We start from the raw sequence: 17,999 nt of genomic DNA, 5'->3' as shown, positions 1-17,999 counted from the left end.
GCACCGAGGAATCCGACAGCTTAGTGAGAATCGCCGACCGACACGTTATTGAGAACGCCGAGGTCGGAGCGGTCACGTTCCGACACATTCACTGAATTCCTACACGGACCACCCACTCGTTCGTTCGAGGGGTTGTTTCGAGGGGTGTAGCGAGTAGGCCGGTTACCGGTTAGTGGCGGCGCCACGAAAAGCGGGCCATCATCTGGACGCACTCACCACGCGACGGCACCACAGAGTCACGCCGCCGAGCGCCACGAAGCCCACGGCCAAAGACGCCGTCAGGAGCGGAGTACCCCGCCCATTATTCGCTTCGATGCCGACCACCGCGAAGAACGCGCCCAACGCCAGAAAGAGGGGACCCACCAGGGCGGCTCGTTTCCGATATCTCGCGACGAATTCCTCATGGGTTCCCTTGAACCACTCTGGTTGCCAGCCGTCGCGGACCCGTCGGGCCAGAACCACCGACCACGCCGCTGCGGCTAGCGCGCTGCACACAAGGACCGCTGACAGAATCAGCAGGAGCAGCAAACCGCCTGACACTAGGCGGCCGTCAGCCGGTGACGAAGAGTTTCGTACATTTTGCGCGGCTCATCTCACAGGATCGGCCTGGTCAGTCACCAAACCAGGGGAAGCTTCGGACGTTCGGGCGGGGCGCTAACGGCGTCAGTATCTCACCGCCGAATAGATCGCGCAGGCACCGGCGAGGCCGTTACGCCGCCGACCGACGGGCTTGTCGAGGATGTCAGCAACTCTTGGGATCATCGCGACGAGCTCGTCGTGCGGAAGGCGGGTCTCGCCGTAGCCCGTGTGAGCGGCGCCAGCCGTTGCACGACCCTCACGCGGAAGTCGGCACGCGATGTCCCCCGGTCGGTGGACACGACTTTCATCCGCTGTCTCCACCGGTCACCCGACATACATCGTTCTGGATCCGCGACATAGTTATCTCATCGCCGGAACACACCGGCAGAGAAACGAAAAACCAACCCAGACAGAAGGATTGAAGAAATGACCACCATCGCCCGCAACTTCGCCCGCTACATCGCCGTCCCCGTCATGATCGGCGGCGCCGCCCTCGGCCTGGCCGGCATGGCCAACGCCGCCACCACCGGACAAGCACCGAGCGGCCCCGGCTACTCCTACAGCCCCGACACCTACGCCAAGCCAGCACCCACCGCCCAGCCCGGCTGGCACAACAACCATGGCCCCGCCCGCATCGCCCACCTGCTCGGCAGCTAACCCCCGCATCCACCAGGCCCTCCCGAACATCGGGAGGGCCTGGTGCTCGTTCAGGGCTGCACGAACGGCTTGAGGAAGGCGACCAGATCGTCCTTGGATGGTGGCGCGTAGTAGATCTTGGTCTGGGTGTCGTTGTCGAAGGACACGAACATCGGGCACGAGTCATCGGTGCCAGGGAGTTCGGTTTGACCGAGCTCCTTGCCGGTGGTCGCCTCACGGACCGACACGGTGTAGTCGGCCGAACGTAGGTCGACCGTATTGCTTGTGTCGTGGCCGTCATCCTGGTAGCCGGTGCATTCCTTCAACGGCTGCTCGTCCTTCACATCGACGCAGGCAACGGTGTCCACCTTCGCGTAGGCATCCGAGTTGGCATCGAACTGCACCATCCAGTCCTCCGGCAACGTCGACATGTCCTCGACGACGCCACCGCCGTACCGCGAGAACAGGATCACCTTGTGCGTCGGCGCCCCCGGGGCATAGGGGGTCGCCCGCGACACGGTCGCCCCCTTGCAGGCTGCCTGCAGATCGTCGGGGAACAACTTGGTCGGCGTCGGCGCCGTCGTGGGGTCGACGGGCACGGGGCCGCCGACTCCGATGACCGAACAGCCGGAAATGACGACTAGTCCGGCGACGGCGAGCATGCCCGCCGCGAAGCGCACGATCGTGTTGGTCGCGCCATTCTCCATTGCATGGTCCGTTCCTTGGATACCCAGATGTCGGCCACTAGATAGGAGGACGGGTTACAAAACAGTTGGCGGTGTTCACCGCGTCGCTCAACACGCCTGGGTCGACACGCAGTAGCCGCCGAAGAAGTCCGCACTCCGAAGATATGCTCACCACGCCAACCTGAAGTTCACCTGGGGAGCACTCTGTGCTCGGCGGGATTACCGCATTGGCGAACAACCCGTCTCGGCCCGAGCTGATGCGGCCGCGGCTGAAGATGTCCGATCCGCGCTGGCCGTTCTGGCTCCAGGTGCTCTAGGCAGCCCGACTTCCACCTCTGTTACGACAGAGCAGGTTTGACGTCGGCCCAGGGCCGTGCCGCCTCGTAATTCGCGGCGGCACGCAGCACTGCAGCATCGGCGCGGTGGGCTCCGGCGATCTGCAACCCGACGGGCCGGCCATCGGCGGTAAAGCCGGCAGGGACCGTGATAGCCGGGGTCGTCGTCATGTTGAACGGGTAGGTGAGCAACCATCCGAGCAACCGGCGTTGAAGCGATTGTCCATCGAGCCACCCAGGGGCGAACCGATCGAGCGGAAAGGTGGGACTGGCCAAGGTGGGGCTGACCAGAATGTCGTACGTCCGCATGAAATCACCGAACGTGTCCCACATCCTGCCGCGGAACGCCTCCGCGCGGCCGATCTCGACTGCGGTGAGCGTCTCGGCCTGGGCCATGATCTCGATGAGCTGGTCGTCAACCTGGCCCTGCATCGATTTCCAGTCGAGCACGTCGTATTCACACGAATAGCCGGGAACCCACAGGGCCTTCCACATGGCCTCCTCGGGATCACCCCAATCGGGCGTGGCTTCCTCGACGATGGCACCGAGAGATTCGAAGGCGCGCACTGCTTCTGAGCACACCGCCACGACTTCGGGATCGACGTGGCCCAGCCCAAGGTCGGGCGACCAGGCCACCCGCCATCCGGTGATGTCACCCTCGACCGCCGAGGCATAGTCGATTCCGTCGGCCGGCACGCTATTGGGGTCGGAGTCCGACGGTCCAGCCATGACCGAGAACATCAGGGCGGCATCGGCGACGGTGCGTGTGATCGGTCCGTGGAAGACGTGGGTGTAGTGACGCCCGTCGAGAAGTGTGTGCGGGATGCGGCCGAGCGAGGGTTTAAAGCCCACTACCCCGCACATCGCCGAGGGAATACGCACCGAACCCGCTCCATCGGCCCCCTCCGCGAGCGGCCCCAAACCAGCGGCCACCGCTGCCGCCGCACCGCCGCTGGATCCACCGGCGGTGTGGCCGTGCTTCCATGGATTGTGGGTGGGACCGTAGAGATGGCTGTCGGTGCCTCCGTAGTAGCCGAACTCGGGCGCGTTCGTCTTGCCCAGGAAGAGGCCACCGGCCCCCTTCAATCGGGTGACCACCGTGGCGTCGTGCGTTCCCACACCTCCTGCCAGAGGCTTGAGGGAGGAGTCGTACGGCAGACCCGCCATCATGGTCAGGCCCTTGATCGAGAACGGAACCCCATGCAGCGGTCCGCGGGTCTTGCCCTCGGCCAACTCCTGCTGCAGCGTCGCGGCATCGGCCAAGACCTGTTCGCGGTCGAAGTGGATGTATGCATTCAGCTGCGGGTTGACGGTCTCGATTCGGTCGACGAACTCGGTCGCGATCTCCGTGGGCGCGATCGAACCGGTCCGTACGGCGTCGGCAAGCACAGTGGCGGGGGTCCAGCACAGTTCGGTGTCGGGCATGACTACAGCCTAGAACGCGAACTATTCGACCGCACAGTCGAAATCACAGCCACTGCACATGACTCGAGGAGCTGACGGCGGCGTCGTGGACGACGCGGCGAGAAGGCACCGAGTCGTCCACCATGGAGCTAGACCCGATCGCCCGCCGCCGCGCCGAATCCCGTCCCGATGACGCCGCAATCGTCAATGTTCTTGAATGGCTGGCAGAGTCATCGGTGTCCGCACCCACGCCGCGGTGCGCTGCACTAGACCACCCACCGGGGTGGAACCTATGGGTGAGCCCAGCGGCTCCACCCCGATCGGTTGATCCCCAGTGATCTGTATGTGTGCATGGGTGATCCACGGCTCTAAGACGTGGAGGGACTAAGTTGTCTCGCAACACGGGTCCGAGGAATACCGCGTTCTTCGACCCTTTGGTGACGGAGTTGGGACGGGCCTTGGTCGCCACTAGTTGAGTGCTGGAAGTGCCACGGGGCTTGACGGCCAATGAGTCGCGGGTGCAGAAGCAGTCGCCGTCGGCAACCGCGCCATCAACTCGTCGAACACCTGTGAGCCGGCTGTAAGTCCGTCGTAAGACCTGGGCGCGTGGCCCGGCAGCGACCTTCGCGATGACCGCTTTCTTTCCGTTCGGCGTTCCGTGGCCAGCCTCGTGTCTGGCTGCTACCTTCGAACGTTAGGGAGCTTCCGTGGCCTGGATTCGGGACCCGCGGACTAACTGACGTCGTCATTTCGATGAAAGGCACTCATGTGTCCTCGCGATCCTCGACTCTCAGCGATGCTAGCGCTCGAATTCGCGTGCACGGCCACACCACATTTCCTACGACCTGAGGAATTGTCATGAGCACTGCCGAGGAGCGAGCAACCCACCTGGATCTGGTGGCTCGGCTGAAGTCGTCGTACCCAGAGCTTCCGGATGCACCCACTCCTGATCTGATCGACCACGAACGCTTCCGTGCATACATGAAGACTTCCCACGACGTCGGCGGCGAGCCGGATGCGCCGATGAAGTACGAGAACAAGCAGTACGAGAAGTGGGAAGAACTGACCTATGTCATGTGCGAAGTCCTTGGGGCTCGCGGAATCTGGCTGTCGGAGGAGCGTCGCCGGATAGGCAATGTCGACGTCGGGCGCGCAATCTATCTCGGGCTCCCGTATTACGTTCGATGGCTGTGGGCGGTCGGCCGCGTTCTGGTGGAGAAGCACCACATCAGCCTTGGTGAATTGAATGACCGGATGCTGGAGGTCAAGGCGCGTTACGCCGGCGGTATCCAGGGCAGGACCGTGGATGCGCAGCCGAAGTTCGAGGGCGACGGTGCGAACGTCAAACGCAACCTTCACCACATCGAAGCGGTCGGCAAGGGTGACCCAGGGGTGTATGCCGGTCAGGCCGGACCTGCCAAGTTCAAGGTCGGTGACCCGGTAGTGGTTCGTGAGGAGCCCGCCCTGTTCTACACCCGCACACCGGAGTACGTCCGGGGTGCCAAGGGTGAGATAGCCGCGCTCGCCTACGAAACCCCCGCGGCGGAGGACGAGACCTGGGACAGCCCCGACGCCAAGGCGGAATGGATGTACGTCGTTCGGTTCAACCAGTCCGAGCTTTGGTACGGCTACACCGGGACCGCGACCGACACCTTGCAGACGGAGCTTCCCGAGCGCGCACTCCAAGCAGCCAACTGACCCAGAGCCCCCCGGCTGACGCCTTGCAGAGAGGATCCACATGACGGACCACGACCACGACCACGACCGCACTGTGAAGCCCATGGTGGACGAGATCACCGACTTCGAAGTCCTCGAGATCGCATTGCGCGAATTGTGCATCGAGAAGGGGATCTTCACCCTTGAGGATCATCGACACTTCACCGAGTTCGCCGAACAGATCGGACCCACTCCCGCCGCGCGGCTGGTGGCCCGGGCGTGGCTGGACCCGAAGTTCAAGGAGCTTGCGCTCACCGACCCGATGGCCGCCAGCAAGGAGGTCGGCGTCGACTGGTTCGAACCCACTGGATGGGGTACGCCGAGCGACTTCATGGCGTTTCAAATCCTTGCGAACACACCGACGTTGCACCACGTGATCGTCTGTGCGTTGTGTTCGTGCTATCCGCGACCGATTCTGGGCAATTCACCGGAGTGGTATCGCACCCCCAACTACCGCCGCCGTCTGGTCCGTTCGCCACGCCAGGTGCTCTCGGAATTCGGGCTCTATCTGCCCGACGACGTCGAGGTCCGGGTGGAGGACTCCAACCAGAAGCACCGGTTCATGGTGATGCCCATGCGCCCCGAGGGTACCGACGGCTGGGACGAAGACCAGCTGGTCGAGATCATCACGCGCGACAGTCTGATCGGGGTCGCTCTGCCGAAGGCCGGCGTCACCACCAACGTCATCACCGACACCCGGCCGGCCGTCCACCCCTAACCACCTGAGGGACGAAAACGTGAGTACGACAGAGGATTCCGGTTCGATCGAGCCAACCAGCATCGCTCCGTTACAGAACATCGTGCAACGCAATCAGGTCTGGCCCGTGATGGCCGCCAAATACGGCGTCGAGAACCCCGTGCCCCCCTGGAAGACCAGTCTGGACGGCCTGTGCGACGCGCTCGACCACGCCGCCTGCGATGCCGACGTCCCCAGCTTCAAAGAGCGGCGCGATGAGGAGGACGCGCTCTCGGCGACCGTCTACTCCAGCCTTCCATATCCCGAGAATCAGTTGGTGTCGCTGGCTCACTCCCTGGTCGCCCGCGGCATCATCGACGACGCCGAGCTCGAACTACGACTCGCAGCCATCCGGGCTCGACTCGAAGCCTGAGCTGTCCGGCGCCCCAACCACGCTGCACAGATAGTTCCGCAGGAACGTCTCGAAGAGCTCGTTAACGTCGCCGATAGCCGCGAGCGCGCTCTGCAGCGCGGGATGAGTGCCAGGTTCGGGTGTCGACGATTCGTACGTGGAATCGGGCAGGCACCCCAGACACAGCTAGAAATTGGCACATCTGCTCGTACTCGTCGAACATGTTCTCGCGCGGCATGTATCGCACGACCAGCGGGGCACAGTGTGGGTGCGCGATGACCGTGCGACGCAGCGCCACCGACGCCCTCACCAGGTAGTCGTTCCAGTGCGCATCTGGCGGCGACGATCATCTGGGGGGAGAGGACGGAATTCTTGGGTCGCCTCTGCGCAAGCTCGGCACGTTGGCGGCCGCCGCCGACCGTGCCCGCGCCGGGCGTCAATGGCGAGACGTCTGCTTTGCCAGGGCGAACGTCCCAATCGTGTCGGCGAACTGTTTCACGTTCTGCTGGTGCGCGATGAACACGTCCTCCCCTTCGGCACACCAACTCGGCTGTCCCGCGCGATCGCGCGTTCGCCTAAACCGCAACTCGCGCACCGGTTCACAGAAGACTCTCGTCTTGGTCGTGCACGTCTGCGCGTCGGTGGTGATGTCGACCTGGATGGGCTTGCCGTCGACCCGGATCACCGTGACCGTTCGCCGTCCCTTGGCCACCCGGATCCTGCCGATCTCGGTTTCGCCATCGGCTCGGGCTGCCACCTGAATGACGTCATCTCGCAGAGGCACGCTGAGTTCGATCGTCCCGGGGCGCATCCGGTCAAGACCATCAGAGGCGAACACGAGCACCACCGTACTGATAATGACTATCGTTTGCAATAAGGCGTTCGGGCTATCCCGCCCGCGAGGTCAGCCGGGAGCGCCGGTCCGGCACCCGTTCCAGGCCCAGATGCCCACGGAGCGTGGTGTGGCCGTACTCGCGGCGGAACAGCCCGCGGTCACGAAGGATCGGGACCACGTGATCGACGAAGAGTTCCAGCCCGGACGGGAACACGTCGGGCATCAGGTTGAAGCCGTCCACCGCGCCAGCCAGAAACCATTCCTCGATGGCGTCGGCGATCCGCTCGGGCGAACCCACCACCAGCCGGTGCCAGGTAATCACCCGATCGAGGATCTGCCGGACGGTGAGATTCTCCCGCCGGGCAAGGTTGACCACGATGTCGCGCGCGCCCTGCGAACCGCCCGTGGCCTCGGCACCGTCGAGCAGCCACTTCGGCAGCGGCTTGTCCCATTCGAGTTCCGAAACGTCGACGCTGATCTGACCGGCCAGGTGCGCCAACCGCCGGTCGCCGGCCAGGTCGTTGAGTTCGCGGTTGCGCCGCTGCGCCTCCTCCTCGGTACTGCCCAGCACGAACGACAACCCCGGCATGATCCGAATGGCGTTGCGCGGCCTGCCATGTGCCACCGTCCTGGCCCGCAGATCGTCGGCGTTGCGCAGCGCGTCGGGCAGCGAGGCCTGCGCGGCGAACACGCCGTCGGCGTACCGTGCCGCCAGGTCGAGACCGCCGGGCGAGCCGCCAGCCTGGAACAGGACGGGATGGCCCTGCGGCGACCGAGGCAAGGTCAGCGGTCCGTCGACGCGGAAGAACTCACCGCGGTGGTCGATCGTGCCGATCGCGCCGACCCTGCTGAACGCGCCGGTGGACTTGTCCGCCAGCACCGCGTCGTCGTCCCACGAATCCCATAACGCCCGCACCACATCGACGAATTCGGCTGCGCGCCGGTACCGTTCACGCCGGGCGGGCTGTTCGGCCGGGCGGTCGCCACGGCCGAAGTTGTTCCACGCGAATGGGTCACTGCTCGTCACGACGTTCCACGCGACCCGGCCGCGGCTGAGGTGGTCCAGCGACGCAAACCGGCGGGCCACGTTGTACGGCTCCTCGAACGACGTCGACACCGTGCCGATCAGCCCGAGGTGGGTGGTGACCGACGCCAGCGTGGACAGCAACACGATCGGGTCCAGTGCCAACGGCGGCGCGACCAGAGGCTGGCCGGGTTCCTGAAACAGCGACGGGCTGTCCGCGAGGAACAACGCGTCCAAGGTGCCACGCTCCGCGGTGCGGGCGACGTCGATCCAGTACGCCGGATCGGTGAACCAATGCGGGTCGGCGCTCGGGTGCTGCCACGCCGCCGGGTGCATCCCGTCGGACAGGACGTTGACCCCGAGGTGGAGTTCGCGACCGGCCACCGTCACGTCGGCTGCCCTGGCAAGGCGAGCTTGCGCACCTCCGGATCCTGGGCGATGAAGGTCTGCACCCGAGGATCGTTGAACGCCTTGATCAGGTTCTGCACGTTGGGAGTGTCGACGTAGTCGCTGCCCACGGTCAACACGGAGGCGAACTCGTCAGGCGACTTCGGCGCATAGATCAGCTTGTCCTCGGAAACGCCTGCGGCAAGAAAGGATTCGGCGTAGCCGACGATCGCGTCGAGGTCGGGCAACGCCCGCGGCTGGGCGCCGAAGTCGAGCAGGGTGAACTTCAGGTTCTTCGGGTTGGATGCGATGTCGCTCTGGGTGAGGGCGGTGACGTCGGCGTCTGGTTTCAGGGTGATGAGGCCGGCCTGAGCCAGGTACCAGATCCCCTGGGCGTTGTTGGCCGGATCGGCGAGCAGGGACACGCTGGCGCCGTCTGGGATTTCCTGCGGCGTGCGGTACTTGTCGGACCAGATGCCGAAGACCCAGTGGAAGAACGGGCCGGTGGCCGCCTGCTCCTTGAAGCCGGGGTTGGCGTCGAGCACCTGCTGCAACCAGTGCCGGTGCTGGAAGATGGTGCCTGCGTACCGGCCGTCACTGATCGCGCTGTTGATCTGCGTGCTGTCGCCCAGCCCGACCGCCGCGACCTTCACGTCGTAGTCCGAGGCGACGTTCTCCCCGATGTACTCGATGATCCGCTTCTCGGCAGGGTTGGAGTCGAGGTAGGCCACTTCCAGCGTGGCACCGGCCGTCTCGTTGGCCGACTTCGTGGCACCCCCACGGAAGAAGATGAAATACGTTGCCGCCACGACGACTACGAGTATCGCCGTCAGGAGGTAGGGCCACCGTCGCCGCTTGGCGATGGTGAAGCCGTGCGCGCCGGTGTCCGGCGTTGCTTCGTCGATGCTCATCTGAGAATGCCTTCGGTTCGGGATCGTGCAGAAGTGTGTGCCACGAACGACCGAACTGACAGGTTTTCGATCAGCATGGCGCCAACCCGATGGATGCTGCGCTCGTGCTGATCGCAAAGGTGTTTCCCCGCAACCCGTTCTGGGATCATTCGCCGGTGATCGAACTGACGAACCTCACCAAGGCCTACGGTCACGGTGACCAGCGCACCGTGGTCCTAGATCAGGTCACGTTCCGCGTCGAAGCCGGGGAGATCCTCGCGGTGGTCGGCCCGAGCGGAGCCGGTAAAAGCACACTCGCGCAGTGCATCAACCTTCTGACGCCACCGACGTCTGGATCGGTCGTGGTGAACGGCGAAGACCTGACCACCTTGTCGGCGCGCAAGCTGCGGGTCGCGCGCAGGCGCATCGGCACCGTCTTCCAGTCCGCCGGACTGCTGGAGCGGCGCACCGCCGCCGAGAACGTCGCCCTCCCCCTCGAGTACCTCGGGGTGACGGCGGCCGAGGCCCGCAAGCGCGTCGCCGAACTCCTGGAGCGGGTCGGCCTGGCACAACATGCCGGGCACTACCCCTTCCAGCTCTCCGGGGGCCAACGGCAGCGAGTCGGCATCGCCCGCGCGTTGGCGTTGCGGCCGTCGGTGCTGCTGTCCGACGAGGCCACCGCCGGACTGGATCCCACCACCACCGACTCGGTGGTGGACCTGTTGCGGGAGCTGCGTGACGACCTGAACCTGTCCATCGTGTTCATCACCCACGAGATGGACACCGTGCTCAAGATCGCCGACTCGGTCGCCCGCCTCGACCATGGCAGCATCGCCGAATCCGGCCGGCTCGTCGACCTGCTCACTGACCCCGACTCCTCGCTGGGCTCGGAGCTGCGACCACAACGGGTCGACGCCGAACCCTCTCCCGGTCAGCGGATCTGGCGGGTGGTCTACGACGCTCCCGACGTACCGTCGGATTGGATCAGCCGGGCGTCGCAGGATCTGGGTGTCCCGCTGTCGGTGCTGGGCGCATCGGTCCAGGTGGTCGGCGGCGTCAGCGTCGGCGGCATCACGCTGGGCGTCCCTGCCCAGCTGGGCGACGGCGTGCGCGACGTGCTCACCCGGTACGGGCTGGCGGCCGACACCGACGAAAGCGACTCGCTGGCCGGCGAATTGGAGGGCGTGGCATGACCGAGACGTTGCTCGCGAACGCGAAGGTACCCGTCAACGAGCTGCCCGGCCTGCTGTTTCCCGCGCTGCTGGACACCCTCATCATGGTCGGCATCGTCATGGCCATCGTGGTGGCCGTCGGCGTCCCGCTGGGCGCCCTGGTGCACAACCTGGCGCCTGGCGGCCTGTTCGAGAACCCGGCCCTGCACACGACGTTGAGCTGGATCATCAGCATCGGCCGGTCCCTGCCGTTCCTCATCCTGATGGCCTCGATCATGCCGTTCACCCGGTTCATCACCGGCACCAACATCGGCATCGCCGCAGCGGTGGTGCCGATGTCGCTGGCCGGTATCGCGTTCTTCACCCGGATCGTGGAGAACTCGCTGCGCTCGGTGCCACCCGCGGTCGTGCAGGTGGCCCGCGCCTCGGGCGGGTCGCGGCTGCAGATCATTCGCACCGCCCAACTCAGCGAGGCCGTTCCGTCGATCATCGGCGGGCTGACCATCAACATCATCGCGATGATCGAGTACTCAGCCATCGCGGGCACCATCGGCGCGGGCGGAATCGGCTACGTCGCAGTCACATACGGCTACCAGCGGTTCGACCAGGGCGTGATGCTGGCCACCATCGTGATCCTGGTGGTCACGGTCGCGGCCGTACAGCTCATCGGCGACGGCCTGGTCCGCCTGACCACACCCCACAGCAGGTTCCGTTCCGGCGCCGTCCGTCCACTGCGCCGACGCGCACCTGCAGTCTGACCCGAAAGGCTCCACATGACAACAACTCCCACCCCCGTCGACGAGACCGACGATCACGGTTTCGAACTCAAACGCAGGCCCAAGTGGATCTGGCTCGCCGTCGGACTCGTCGTGGTCGTGGCCGCAGTGGTCGGCGTCCGGTTCTTCTTCTTCGGCGACACCAAGTCACCCAACGAGGTCGCAGGTGCGACGCTGGTGGTCGCCACCAACGAGGGCAACGCGGCCGAACAGGCGCTGATCGAGTACATCGCCCGCGAGGTCGCCCCCCGACACGGGATCAAGGTCGCCTTCCGTGGCCTGGCCGACAGCAACACCATCAACCGCGCCGTCAGCGACGGTGAGGTGGCAGGCACGGTGTATCAGCACAAGCTGTGGCTGGGCCAGGTGCTTGAGGCCAATCCCGACTTCCACGAGACGGCGGCAACCCCGGTGTTCCGTTGGGGTTTCGGCATCTGGTCGGACAAGTACACCGACCCGTCCCAGCTGCCCGACGGCGCGAACGTGTCGCTGTACTCCGATCCGGCGAACGAGGCCCAGGGATTGTGGCTGCTCGAGCGCGCAGGCCTGATCACGCTCGACCCGTCCGCCGACAAGTGGCAGGCAACGCAGAAGGACATCGTCGGCAACCCGAAGAACCTCAAGTTCACCCTGCTCGACTTCGCCGCACAGTCGCGTTCGCTGCCCGACCTCGACGCCGCGGTGGGATACACCGAGTACTACCTGGCCGCGAAGATTCCGATCAGTCAGCAGATCTTCGCGCCGCCCGCCCCCGACGAGTTCGCCGGTCAGCTGACGATCGGCAGCCGCTGGGCGGACACGGACAACATCAAGAGACTGGTCGAGACGTTCAAGGATCCGGCGGTTCAGCAGTACCTGGCCACCGACCCCAACGTCAAGGACATCCTGCTGCCGATCCAGTAGGCTGCCCATTTCCTCCGCCGAGCAGACGCAAAAGTTGCCCAAAACCGGTGCTTTGGGGCACTTTTGCGTCTGCTCGCGGGGAGAAGTTAACGTGCTCGCGGGGAGAAGTTAGCGGCCCCTGGCGGGCTGCGATGCCACCGACGCCGACGACGAGGGCAGCGTGGACGGACGGTCGATGATCGTCGAGTCCGGACCGCCCACCCGGTACCGCGCGCCGCGGTGCTCGTCGGGCAGTCGGTCGCCGTTGCCGAGCAGCTTGTTGCGCAACGAACCCGGCGCGTAGGACGGCTGGTAGGCGCCCCGTTCGGTCAGCACCGGCACCACGTACTCGACGACGTCGGCGAACGACCCCGGCGTGATCGCGTAGGCGAGGTTGAAGCCGTCGACGTCGGTCTCCTCGACCCACTCCTGCAGCGTGTCGGCGACGCTGGCACCGGAGCCGACGATCCGCGGGCCCATGCCGCCGATCTCGCCCCACTCGGCGATGTCGCGCACGGCCCACTCGCGACCGTCGGGGTCGGCCGACTGAAATGCCTTGACCGCGGACAGGATCGCATTGGAGTCGACGTTTCCGATCGGCTCGTCGAGGCCGTACTGGGCGAGGTCCACGCCCATCCAGCCCGACATGAACACCAACGCGCCCTCCGGGTCGCCGTAGGACAGGAGTTCAGCGTGCTTGGCATAAGCCTCTTCGTCGGTGGCCGCGGTGACCACCGTCGACAGGTTGAAGATCTTCGCCGAGTACGGGTCGCGACCGGCAAGCTCGAGTTCGCGCCTGATGGTCGAAACAGTCTCGCGCAGAATCGCCTTGGTCGGCGCCGCGGTGAAGATGGCCTCCGCGTTCTCGGCAGCGAAGCGGACGCCACGCGGCGAGGAACCCGCCTGGTAGATCACCGGGGTGCGTTGCGGCGACGGCTCGGCCAAGTGCACGCCGGGCACGCTGAAGTGCTGCCCGGAATGGCCGATGTGGTGCACCTTGTCGGGGTCGGTGAACACGCCGCGCTCGCGGTCGCGCACCACCGCGTCGTCCTCCCAGGACCCTTCCCACAACTTGTAGAGCACCTCGAGGTACTCGTCGGCGTGGTCGTAGCGGGCGTCGTGGGCGGGCTGATCGGTCTGGCCCATGTTGCGCGCCGCCGCAGGTAGATAGCCGGTGACGACGTTCCAGCCGATCCGGCCGTTGGTGAGGTGGTCCAGCGTCGAGATCCGGCGGGCGAACGGGTAGGGATGCTCGAACCCCGTTCCTGTCGTGATGCCGAAGCCGAGGTTCTCGGTCACCAGCGCCATCGCCGACACCAGTAGCAACGGGTCGCCGACCGGGATCTGCGCGGCCTGCCTTATCGCGGCTTCGTCGCTGGCGCCGTACACGTCGTAGGTGCCGAGCACGTCGGCGATGAACAGGCCGTCGAACCGTCCGCGCTCCAACAGCTTTGCCAGCTCGGTCCAGTACGTCAGGTCCTTGTAGCGCCACGACTGGTCGTCCGGATGCTTCCAGAGGCCTGGGGACTGGTGGGCGACGCAGTTCATGTCGAAGGCGTTGAGTCTGATTACACGGGTCACCCGGCCAGGTTTCCGTGTCGCCGCGCGGACGTCACCGGTTGCGTTCAGCCGGATCGAATTGCCTGCCGCGAGCCGCAGAAGCCGGACGTATGCTCGGAGTCGAGTGGCGAAGCAGCCGACTAGGAGGCACCTCCATGGCAGACGACCACGCCGAACAGGCGCAACGACTCGCAGGCGGGAACACCGCGGCCTTGCTACCACGCGAGGATCGCACCGTCGAAGAGGAACGCCTGCACCGCAAACAGAACCTGGCGGCCGCGTTCCGGCTGTTCAGCCGGTTCGGCTTCGACGAGGGCGTCGCCGGGCACATCACCGCCCGCGACCCGGAACTTCACGACCACTTCTGGGTCAACCCGTTCGGCATGCACTTCGGGCACATCCGGGTCAGCGATCTTCTGCTGGTGCGCCACGACGGCACGATCGTGCACGGCGACCGGCCGCTCAACCAGGCCGCCTTCGCGATCCATTCGCAGGTGCATGCTGCGCGTCCCGACGTCATCGGCGCGGCGCACTCTCACTCGGTGTACGGCAAGACCTGGTCGACACTGGGCCGGGAGCTCGACCCGATCACGCAGGACGCCTGCGCCTTCTACGACGACCATTCGTTGTTCGATGCGTACTCCGGCGTGGTCCTGGACCTGGAGGAGGGCAAGCGGATCGCGCACGCCCTGGGCGACCACAAAGCAGCGATCCTGCGCAACCACGGTCTGCTCACCGTCGGCCATTCGGTCGAAGAGGCGGCATGGTGGTTTATCACGATGGAGCGGTCGTGCCAGGCGCAACTCATGGCCGAAGCCGCCGGGACACCCGTTCTGATCGACCCCGCGATGGCCAAGCTCACCGCAGGCCAGGTCGGCACGCACTTCGCCGGCTGGTTCAGTTTCCAACCGCTGTTCGCGCGTATTACCCGCGAACAGCCCGATCTCTTCGAGTAGATCGATGGACACTGGAGTCGACACCAAGGTCGATGAGATCGCCGACGGCATCTTCCGGTTCTCCACCTGGATCCCGGACATCACCGAGCACGGCTTCACCATCAACCAGTTCCTGCTGACCGGCGAGCAACCCTTCATCTTCCACACCGGCATGCGGCAACTGTTCCCGCTGGTGTCAGCGGCCATCGAACGAGTCATTCCGATGGAAACCCTGCGCTGGATCTCCTTCGGGCACGTGGAGGCCGACGAATGCGGCGCGATGAATCTGCTGCTCGACGCCGCCCCCGATGCAGAGGTCATCCAGGGCCCGCTGGCCTGCATGCTGTCGCTGAACGACATGTGCGACCGGCCGCCCGTGGCCATCGGCGACGACGCCCTCGACACCGGCGGGCACCGACTTCGCTTCATCGCCACCCCGCACGTCCCGCACAACTGGGAGGCCGGATTGTGGTTCGACGAGACCACGTCGACGCTCCTGGCCGGGGACCTGTTCACCCACGTCGGCCAGTGCCCGGCGATCACCGACACCGACGTCGTCCAGCCGGCCATCGAGGCCGAGGAGTTCTTCCACGCCACCGGGCTGACCTCGAACCTGGCGCCGACACTGGAGCAGCTGGCGGCGCTGAACCCGACCACGCTGGCGATCATGCACGGCGCCTCCTACTCGGGCGACGGTGCCGCACAACTGCGGGCGTTGTCGGACGGCTACTCCGCAATGCAGGGCGCGTCACTGCCGTAGCTCCCGTCACCGGCTGCGTAGCCTTGGACGCGATGAAGGCACGGCAGATCACCGCGTGCGCGCTCGCAGCGGGCGCGCTGCTGGTCGGCTGCCAGTCCACGGTCGATGGCCACCCGCAGGGCAGCGCCGGGTCCCCGACCGAACCCAGCTTCCCGACCTCACGGCCCAGTCGGTCGTCCACCCCGCCGCCCACCACCACCGCCCGGCCACCGGCGACGCCAACGGCCGCGCCGGGTCCAGGCGAGGAGCTGCCGCCGCAGAGCGGCTACGTGTTCATCGAGACGAAGTCGGGCAAGACCCGCTGCCAGATCAGCACCGAGGAAGTCGGCTGCGAGTCGGCGTTCGCCAATGCGCCGGAGGTCGATGGCGTGCAGGCCAACGGAATACGGCTGAGCGCAGGGGGCCAGGTCGAGTGGATCGTCGGCAATCTCGGCGACATCCCCGTCGAGACCATCGACTACCGCACCTACTCCGCGCAGGGCTGGACGATCGTGGCGGCAGAAGATGGCACGCGGTTCACCAACGACGAAACCGGACATGGCATGTTCCTCAGTACCAGTGGTGTCGACGTCTTCTGAGGCTTCGGCCCCCGCGCACTCGACTCGAGAGAAGGCCCCCGTCCCATGACCGTTGCCCAGCAGGAACGTGCCTTTCTCGTCACGACGATGCGCGAGGCGGGACCCGAGCAGCCCACCTTGTGCGGCGACTGGACCACCCGCGACCTGGCCGCTCACCTGGTGGTGCGGGAAGGCCGACTCGACACCGCCCCCGGCATCCTGATCCCCGCGCTCGCGGACTACACCGCCAGGGTGCAGAACCAGGTCGCCGCGGAGACCGACTGGAACGTGCTGCTCGACAAGATCGCATCCGGACCGCCGACCCTGTCCCCGTTCAAGCTCCTCGACTCGCTGGTGAACGTGGCCGAGATGTTCATCCACCACGAAGACGTGCGCCGCGCGGTGAAGGGCTGGGAGCCGCGTGAACTCGACGCAGGCACCACCGCAGCGCTAGCGCGACAGGTGCCGTTGATGGCGCGGATGGCCCTGTCGAAGGTGCCCAGCCACGTGTCATTGCGCACGCCGGAGGGCAAGACCCTGGCCACCGTCGGCCGCGGCCCCACCGTGGTGGTGACCGGCGACCCCGGCGAGCTGCTGATGTTCGCGTCCGGGCGCAACGAGGCGCGGCTGACGTTCACCGGTGACGACGACGTCGTGCGTGCAGTACGCGAGGGCCGCAGCGGACTCTAAGGTCTCGCCCCTAGGCTGGCGGTCATGGACTTCCGCGTATTCGTCGAACCCCAAGAAGGCGCCACCTATGGCGATCAACTCGCCGTCGCCCGGGCCGCGGAGGCGCTGGGCTATTCGGCGTTCTTCCGGTCCGACCACTACGTTGCGATGGCTGGTGACGGGCTGCCAGGACCGACCGACTCCTGGGTGACGTTGGGCGGCATCGCGCGCGAGACATCATCGATCCGTCTCGGCACCCTGGTCACCTCTGCCACCTTCCGCTATCCGGGCCCGCTGGCGATCTCGGTTGCCCAGGTCGACGAAATGAGCAGTGGCCGTGTCGAATTGGGGCTTGGCGCCGGGTGGTTCGAAGCCGAGCACAAGGCGTATGCGATCCCGTTTCCGCCGTTGGGCGAACGCTTCGACCGGCTCTCCGAGCAACTCGACATCATCACCGGCCTGTGGAAGACGCCGACGGGCGAGACGTTCGACTACTCGGGCACGCACTACACCGTCGAGGCGTCGCCCGCGCTGCCCAAGCCGGTTCAGGCTCCACACCCACCGATCGTCATCGGTGGCGCCGGCGCCAAGCGCACCCCAGCTCTGACGGCGAAGTTCGCGTCGGAGTTCAACTCCGCGTTCGCGCCACTCGACGAGGTGAAGACGCAGTACGGCCGGGTCGCGGCGGCGCTGACCGACGCGGGCCGCGCCGCGGATTCGCTCACCTACTCTGCCGCGTTCGTGGTGTGCGCGGGGCGCGACGAAACCGAGATCGCCCGCCGCGCCGGCGCAATCGGCCGTGAGGTGGACGAGCTGCGCAGCAACTCACCCTTGGCGGGCACACCCGACGAGATCGTCGACCGGTTGGGCGCCTTCGGCGAAGCCGGGGTGCAGCGGGTGTACCTGCAACTGCTCGACATGGCCGACCTCGACCACCTCGAGTTGTTCGCCGGCAAAGTCGTCGGCCAGTTCCGCTGACCGGGTCGCCGAGCCGCGGCCGCGGCTACTATCAGTCCCCGTGACCGGCGACCGCGACGACGACCCCGACGACGGTCCGCCGTGGCACGAGCGCACATCGACCGTCGTCGGTGCCAGCGTCGCCGGCTTG

At 66.0% G+C, this 17,999-nt stretch carries 18 protein-coding genes and 1 pseudogene; 12 read left to right on the top strand and 7 right to left on the bottom strand.

Annotation, left to right across the window (positions count from 1 at the left end):
- The first annotated feature begins 1,005 nt into the window (after positions 1-1,005).
- A complete protein-coding gene (locus tag QOC69_RS30270) occupies positions 1,006-1,236 on the top strand; it encodes a hypothetical protein (RefSeq protein WP_526446202.1) in 231 nt (76 codons plus the stop codon).
- Between the two features lie 50 nt (positions 1,237-1,286).
- Here QOC69_RS30270 and QOC69_RS30265 read toward each other — a convergent pair whose 3' ends face one another.
- Both QOC69_RS30265 and QOC69_RS30260 read right to left on the bottom strand, forming a co-directional pair.
- Complete coding sequence (locus QOC69_RS30265) at positions 1,287-1,922, bottom strand: hypothetical protein (protein ID WP_526446201.1); 636 nt, start codon at positions 1,920-1,922, stop codon at positions 1,287-1,289.
- 317 nt (positions 1,923-2,239) lie between these two features.
- Positions 2,240-3,661, bottom strand: a complete 1,422-nt coding sequence (locus QOC69_RS30260; protein ID WP_526446200.1) for an amidase — start codon at positions 3,659-3,661, stop codon at positions 2,240-2,242.
- An 837-nt stretch (positions 3,662-4,498) separates the two neighbouring features.
- Here QOC69_RS30260 and QOC69_RS30255 point away from each other — a divergent pair.
- The 3 genes from QOC69_RS30255 to QOC69_RS30245 all read left to right on the top strand — a co-directional run bounded on the left by QOC69_RS30255 (position 4,499) and on the right by QOC69_RS30245 (position 6,465).
- Positions 4,499-5,338, top strand: a complete 840-nt coding sequence (locus tag QOC69_RS30255; protein ID WP_526446199.1) for an SH3-like domain-containing protein — start codon at positions 4,499-4,501, stop codon at positions 5,336-5,338.
- A gap of 40 nt (positions 5,339-5,378) precedes the next feature.
- On the top strand, positions 5,379-6,074 hold the full coding sequence (gene scnC, locus QOC69_RS30250) for a thiocyanate hydrolase subunit gamma (protein WP_526446198.1): 696 nt from the start codon (positions 5,379-5,381) through the stop codon (positions 6,072-6,074).
- A 109-nt stretch (positions 6,075-6,183) separates the two neighbouring features.
- A complete protein-coding gene (locus QOC69_RS30245; protein ID WP_526446205.1) occupies positions 6,184-6,465 on the top strand; it encodes a thiocyanate hydrolase in 282 nt (93 codons plus the stop codon).
- Positions 6,466-6,526: 61 nt separating this feature from the next.
- Here the strand turns inward: QOC69_RS30245 and QOC69_RS30240 are convergent.
- The 4 genes and pseudogenes from QOC69_RS30240 to QOC69_RS30225 form a co-directional block, all read right to left on the bottom strand.
- Positions 6,527-6,772 (bottom strand): annotated as a pseudogene (locus QOC69_RS30240) (hypothetical protein); the annotation flags it as partial.
- 108 nt (positions 6,773-6,880) lie between these two features.
- On the bottom strand, positions 6,881-7,282 hold the full coding sequence (locus QOC69_RS30235; RefSeq protein WP_526446197.1) for a hypothetical protein: 402 nt from the start codon (positions 7,280-7,282) through the stop codon (positions 6,881-6,883).
- A 49-nt stretch (positions 7,283-7,331) separates the two neighbouring features.
- Entirely contained in the window at positions 7,332-8,687 is a 1,356-nt protein-coding gene (locus tag QOC69_RS30230) for an LLM class flavin-dependent oxidoreductase (protein WP_526446204.1), read from the bottom strand.
- Between the two features lie 2 nt (positions 8,688-8,689).
- Complete coding sequence (locus QOC69_RS30225) at positions 8,690-9,601, bottom strand: MetQ/NlpA family ABC transporter substrate-binding protein (RefSeq protein WP_526446196.1); 912 nt, start codon at positions 9,599-9,601, stop codon at positions 8,690-8,692.
- Between the two features lie 155 nt (positions 9,602-9,756).
- Here QOC69_RS30225 and QOC69_RS30220 point away from each other — a divergent pair, with 155 nt between their 5' ends.
- The 3 genes from QOC69_RS30220 to QOC69_RS30210 are packed head-to-tail and all read left to right on the top strand — an operon-like array spanning position 9,757 to position 12,431.
- Positions 9,757-10,773, top strand: coding sequence for a methionine ABC transporter ATP-binding protein (locus tag QOC69_RS30220; protein WP_526446203.1), 1,017 nt, complete (start codon positions 9,757-9,759; stop codon positions 10,771-10,773).
- Positions 10,770-11,510, top strand: coding sequence for a methionine ABC transporter permease (locus QOC69_RS30215; protein WP_526446195.1), 741 nt, complete (start codon positions 10,770-10,772; stop codon positions 11,508-11,510). Before QOC69_RS30220 ends, QOC69_RS30215 begins: the two co-directional genes overlap by 4 nt.
- A 15-nt stretch (positions 11,511-11,525) precedes the next feature.
- Positions 11,526-12,431, top strand: coding sequence for a MetQ/NlpA family ABC transporter substrate-binding protein (locus tag QOC69_RS30210; RefSeq protein WP_526446194.1), 906 nt, complete (start codon positions 11,526-11,528; stop codon positions 12,429-12,431).
- A gap of 108 nt (positions 12,432-12,539) precedes the next feature.
- Here QOC69_RS30210 and QOC69_RS30205 read toward each other — a convergent pair whose 3' ends face one another.
- Entirely contained in the window at positions 12,540-13,991 is a 1,452-nt protein-coding gene (locus tag QOC69_RS30205; RefSeq protein WP_526446193.1) for an LLM class flavin-dependent oxidoreductase, read from the bottom strand.
- 134 nt (positions 13,992-14,125) lie between these two features.
- Between QOC69_RS30205 and QOC69_RS30200 the strand changes: the two genes are divergently transcribed.
- From QOC69_RS30200 to QOC69_RS30180, 5 genes are read left to right on the top strand one after another with little or no spacing between them, the layout of a single operon-like run.
- The gene (locus tag QOC69_RS30200) at positions 14,126-14,926 is read left to right on the top strand and encodes a class II aldolase/adducin family protein (protein ID WP_526446192.1); all 801 of its coding nucleotides are present in this window, start codon (positions 14,126-14,128) and stop codon (positions 14,924-14,926) included.
- Positions 14,927-14,930: 4 nt separating this feature from the next.
- Positions 14,931-15,665 carry an oxygen-binding di-iron domain-containing protein gene (locus QOC69_RS30195; protein WP_526446191.1) on the top strand — a complete coding sequence of 245 codons (735 nt, stop codon included), beginning with the start codon at positions 14,931-14,933 and terminating at the stop codon, positions 15,663-15,665.
- Positions 15,666-15,697: 32 nt separating this feature from the next.
- Positions 15,698-16,243: a hypothetical protein gene (locus QOC69_RS30190; protein WP_526446190.1), complete on the top strand. Its 546-nt coding sequence runs from the start codon at positions 15,698-15,700 to the stop codon at positions 16,241-16,243.
- Between the two features lie 45 nt (positions 16,244-16,288).
- Complete coding sequence (locus QOC69_RS30185) at positions 16,289-16,912, top strand: TIGR03085 family metal-binding protein (protein WP_526446189.1); 624 nt, start codon at positions 16,289-16,291, stop codon at positions 16,910-16,912.
- 24 nt (positions 16,913-16,936) lie between these two features.
- Positions 16,937-17,869: an LLM class F420-dependent oxidoreductase gene (locus tag QOC69_RS30180; RefSeq protein ID WP_526446188.1), complete on the top strand. Its 933-nt coding sequence runs from the start codon at positions 16,937-16,939 to the stop codon at positions 17,867-17,869.
- The last annotated feature ends 130 nt before the right edge of the window (positions 17,870-17,999 follow it).

This window comes from Mycobacterium sp. (assembly GCF_032162105.1).
In the GTDB taxonomy this organism is placed as follows: domain Bacteria; phylum Actinomycetota; class Actinomycetes; order Mycobacteriales; family Mycobacteriaceae; genus Mycobacterium.
The sequence above is the reverse complement of the archived record's forward strand: the minus strand, read 5'-3'. Positions and strand labels throughout refer to the sequence as shown.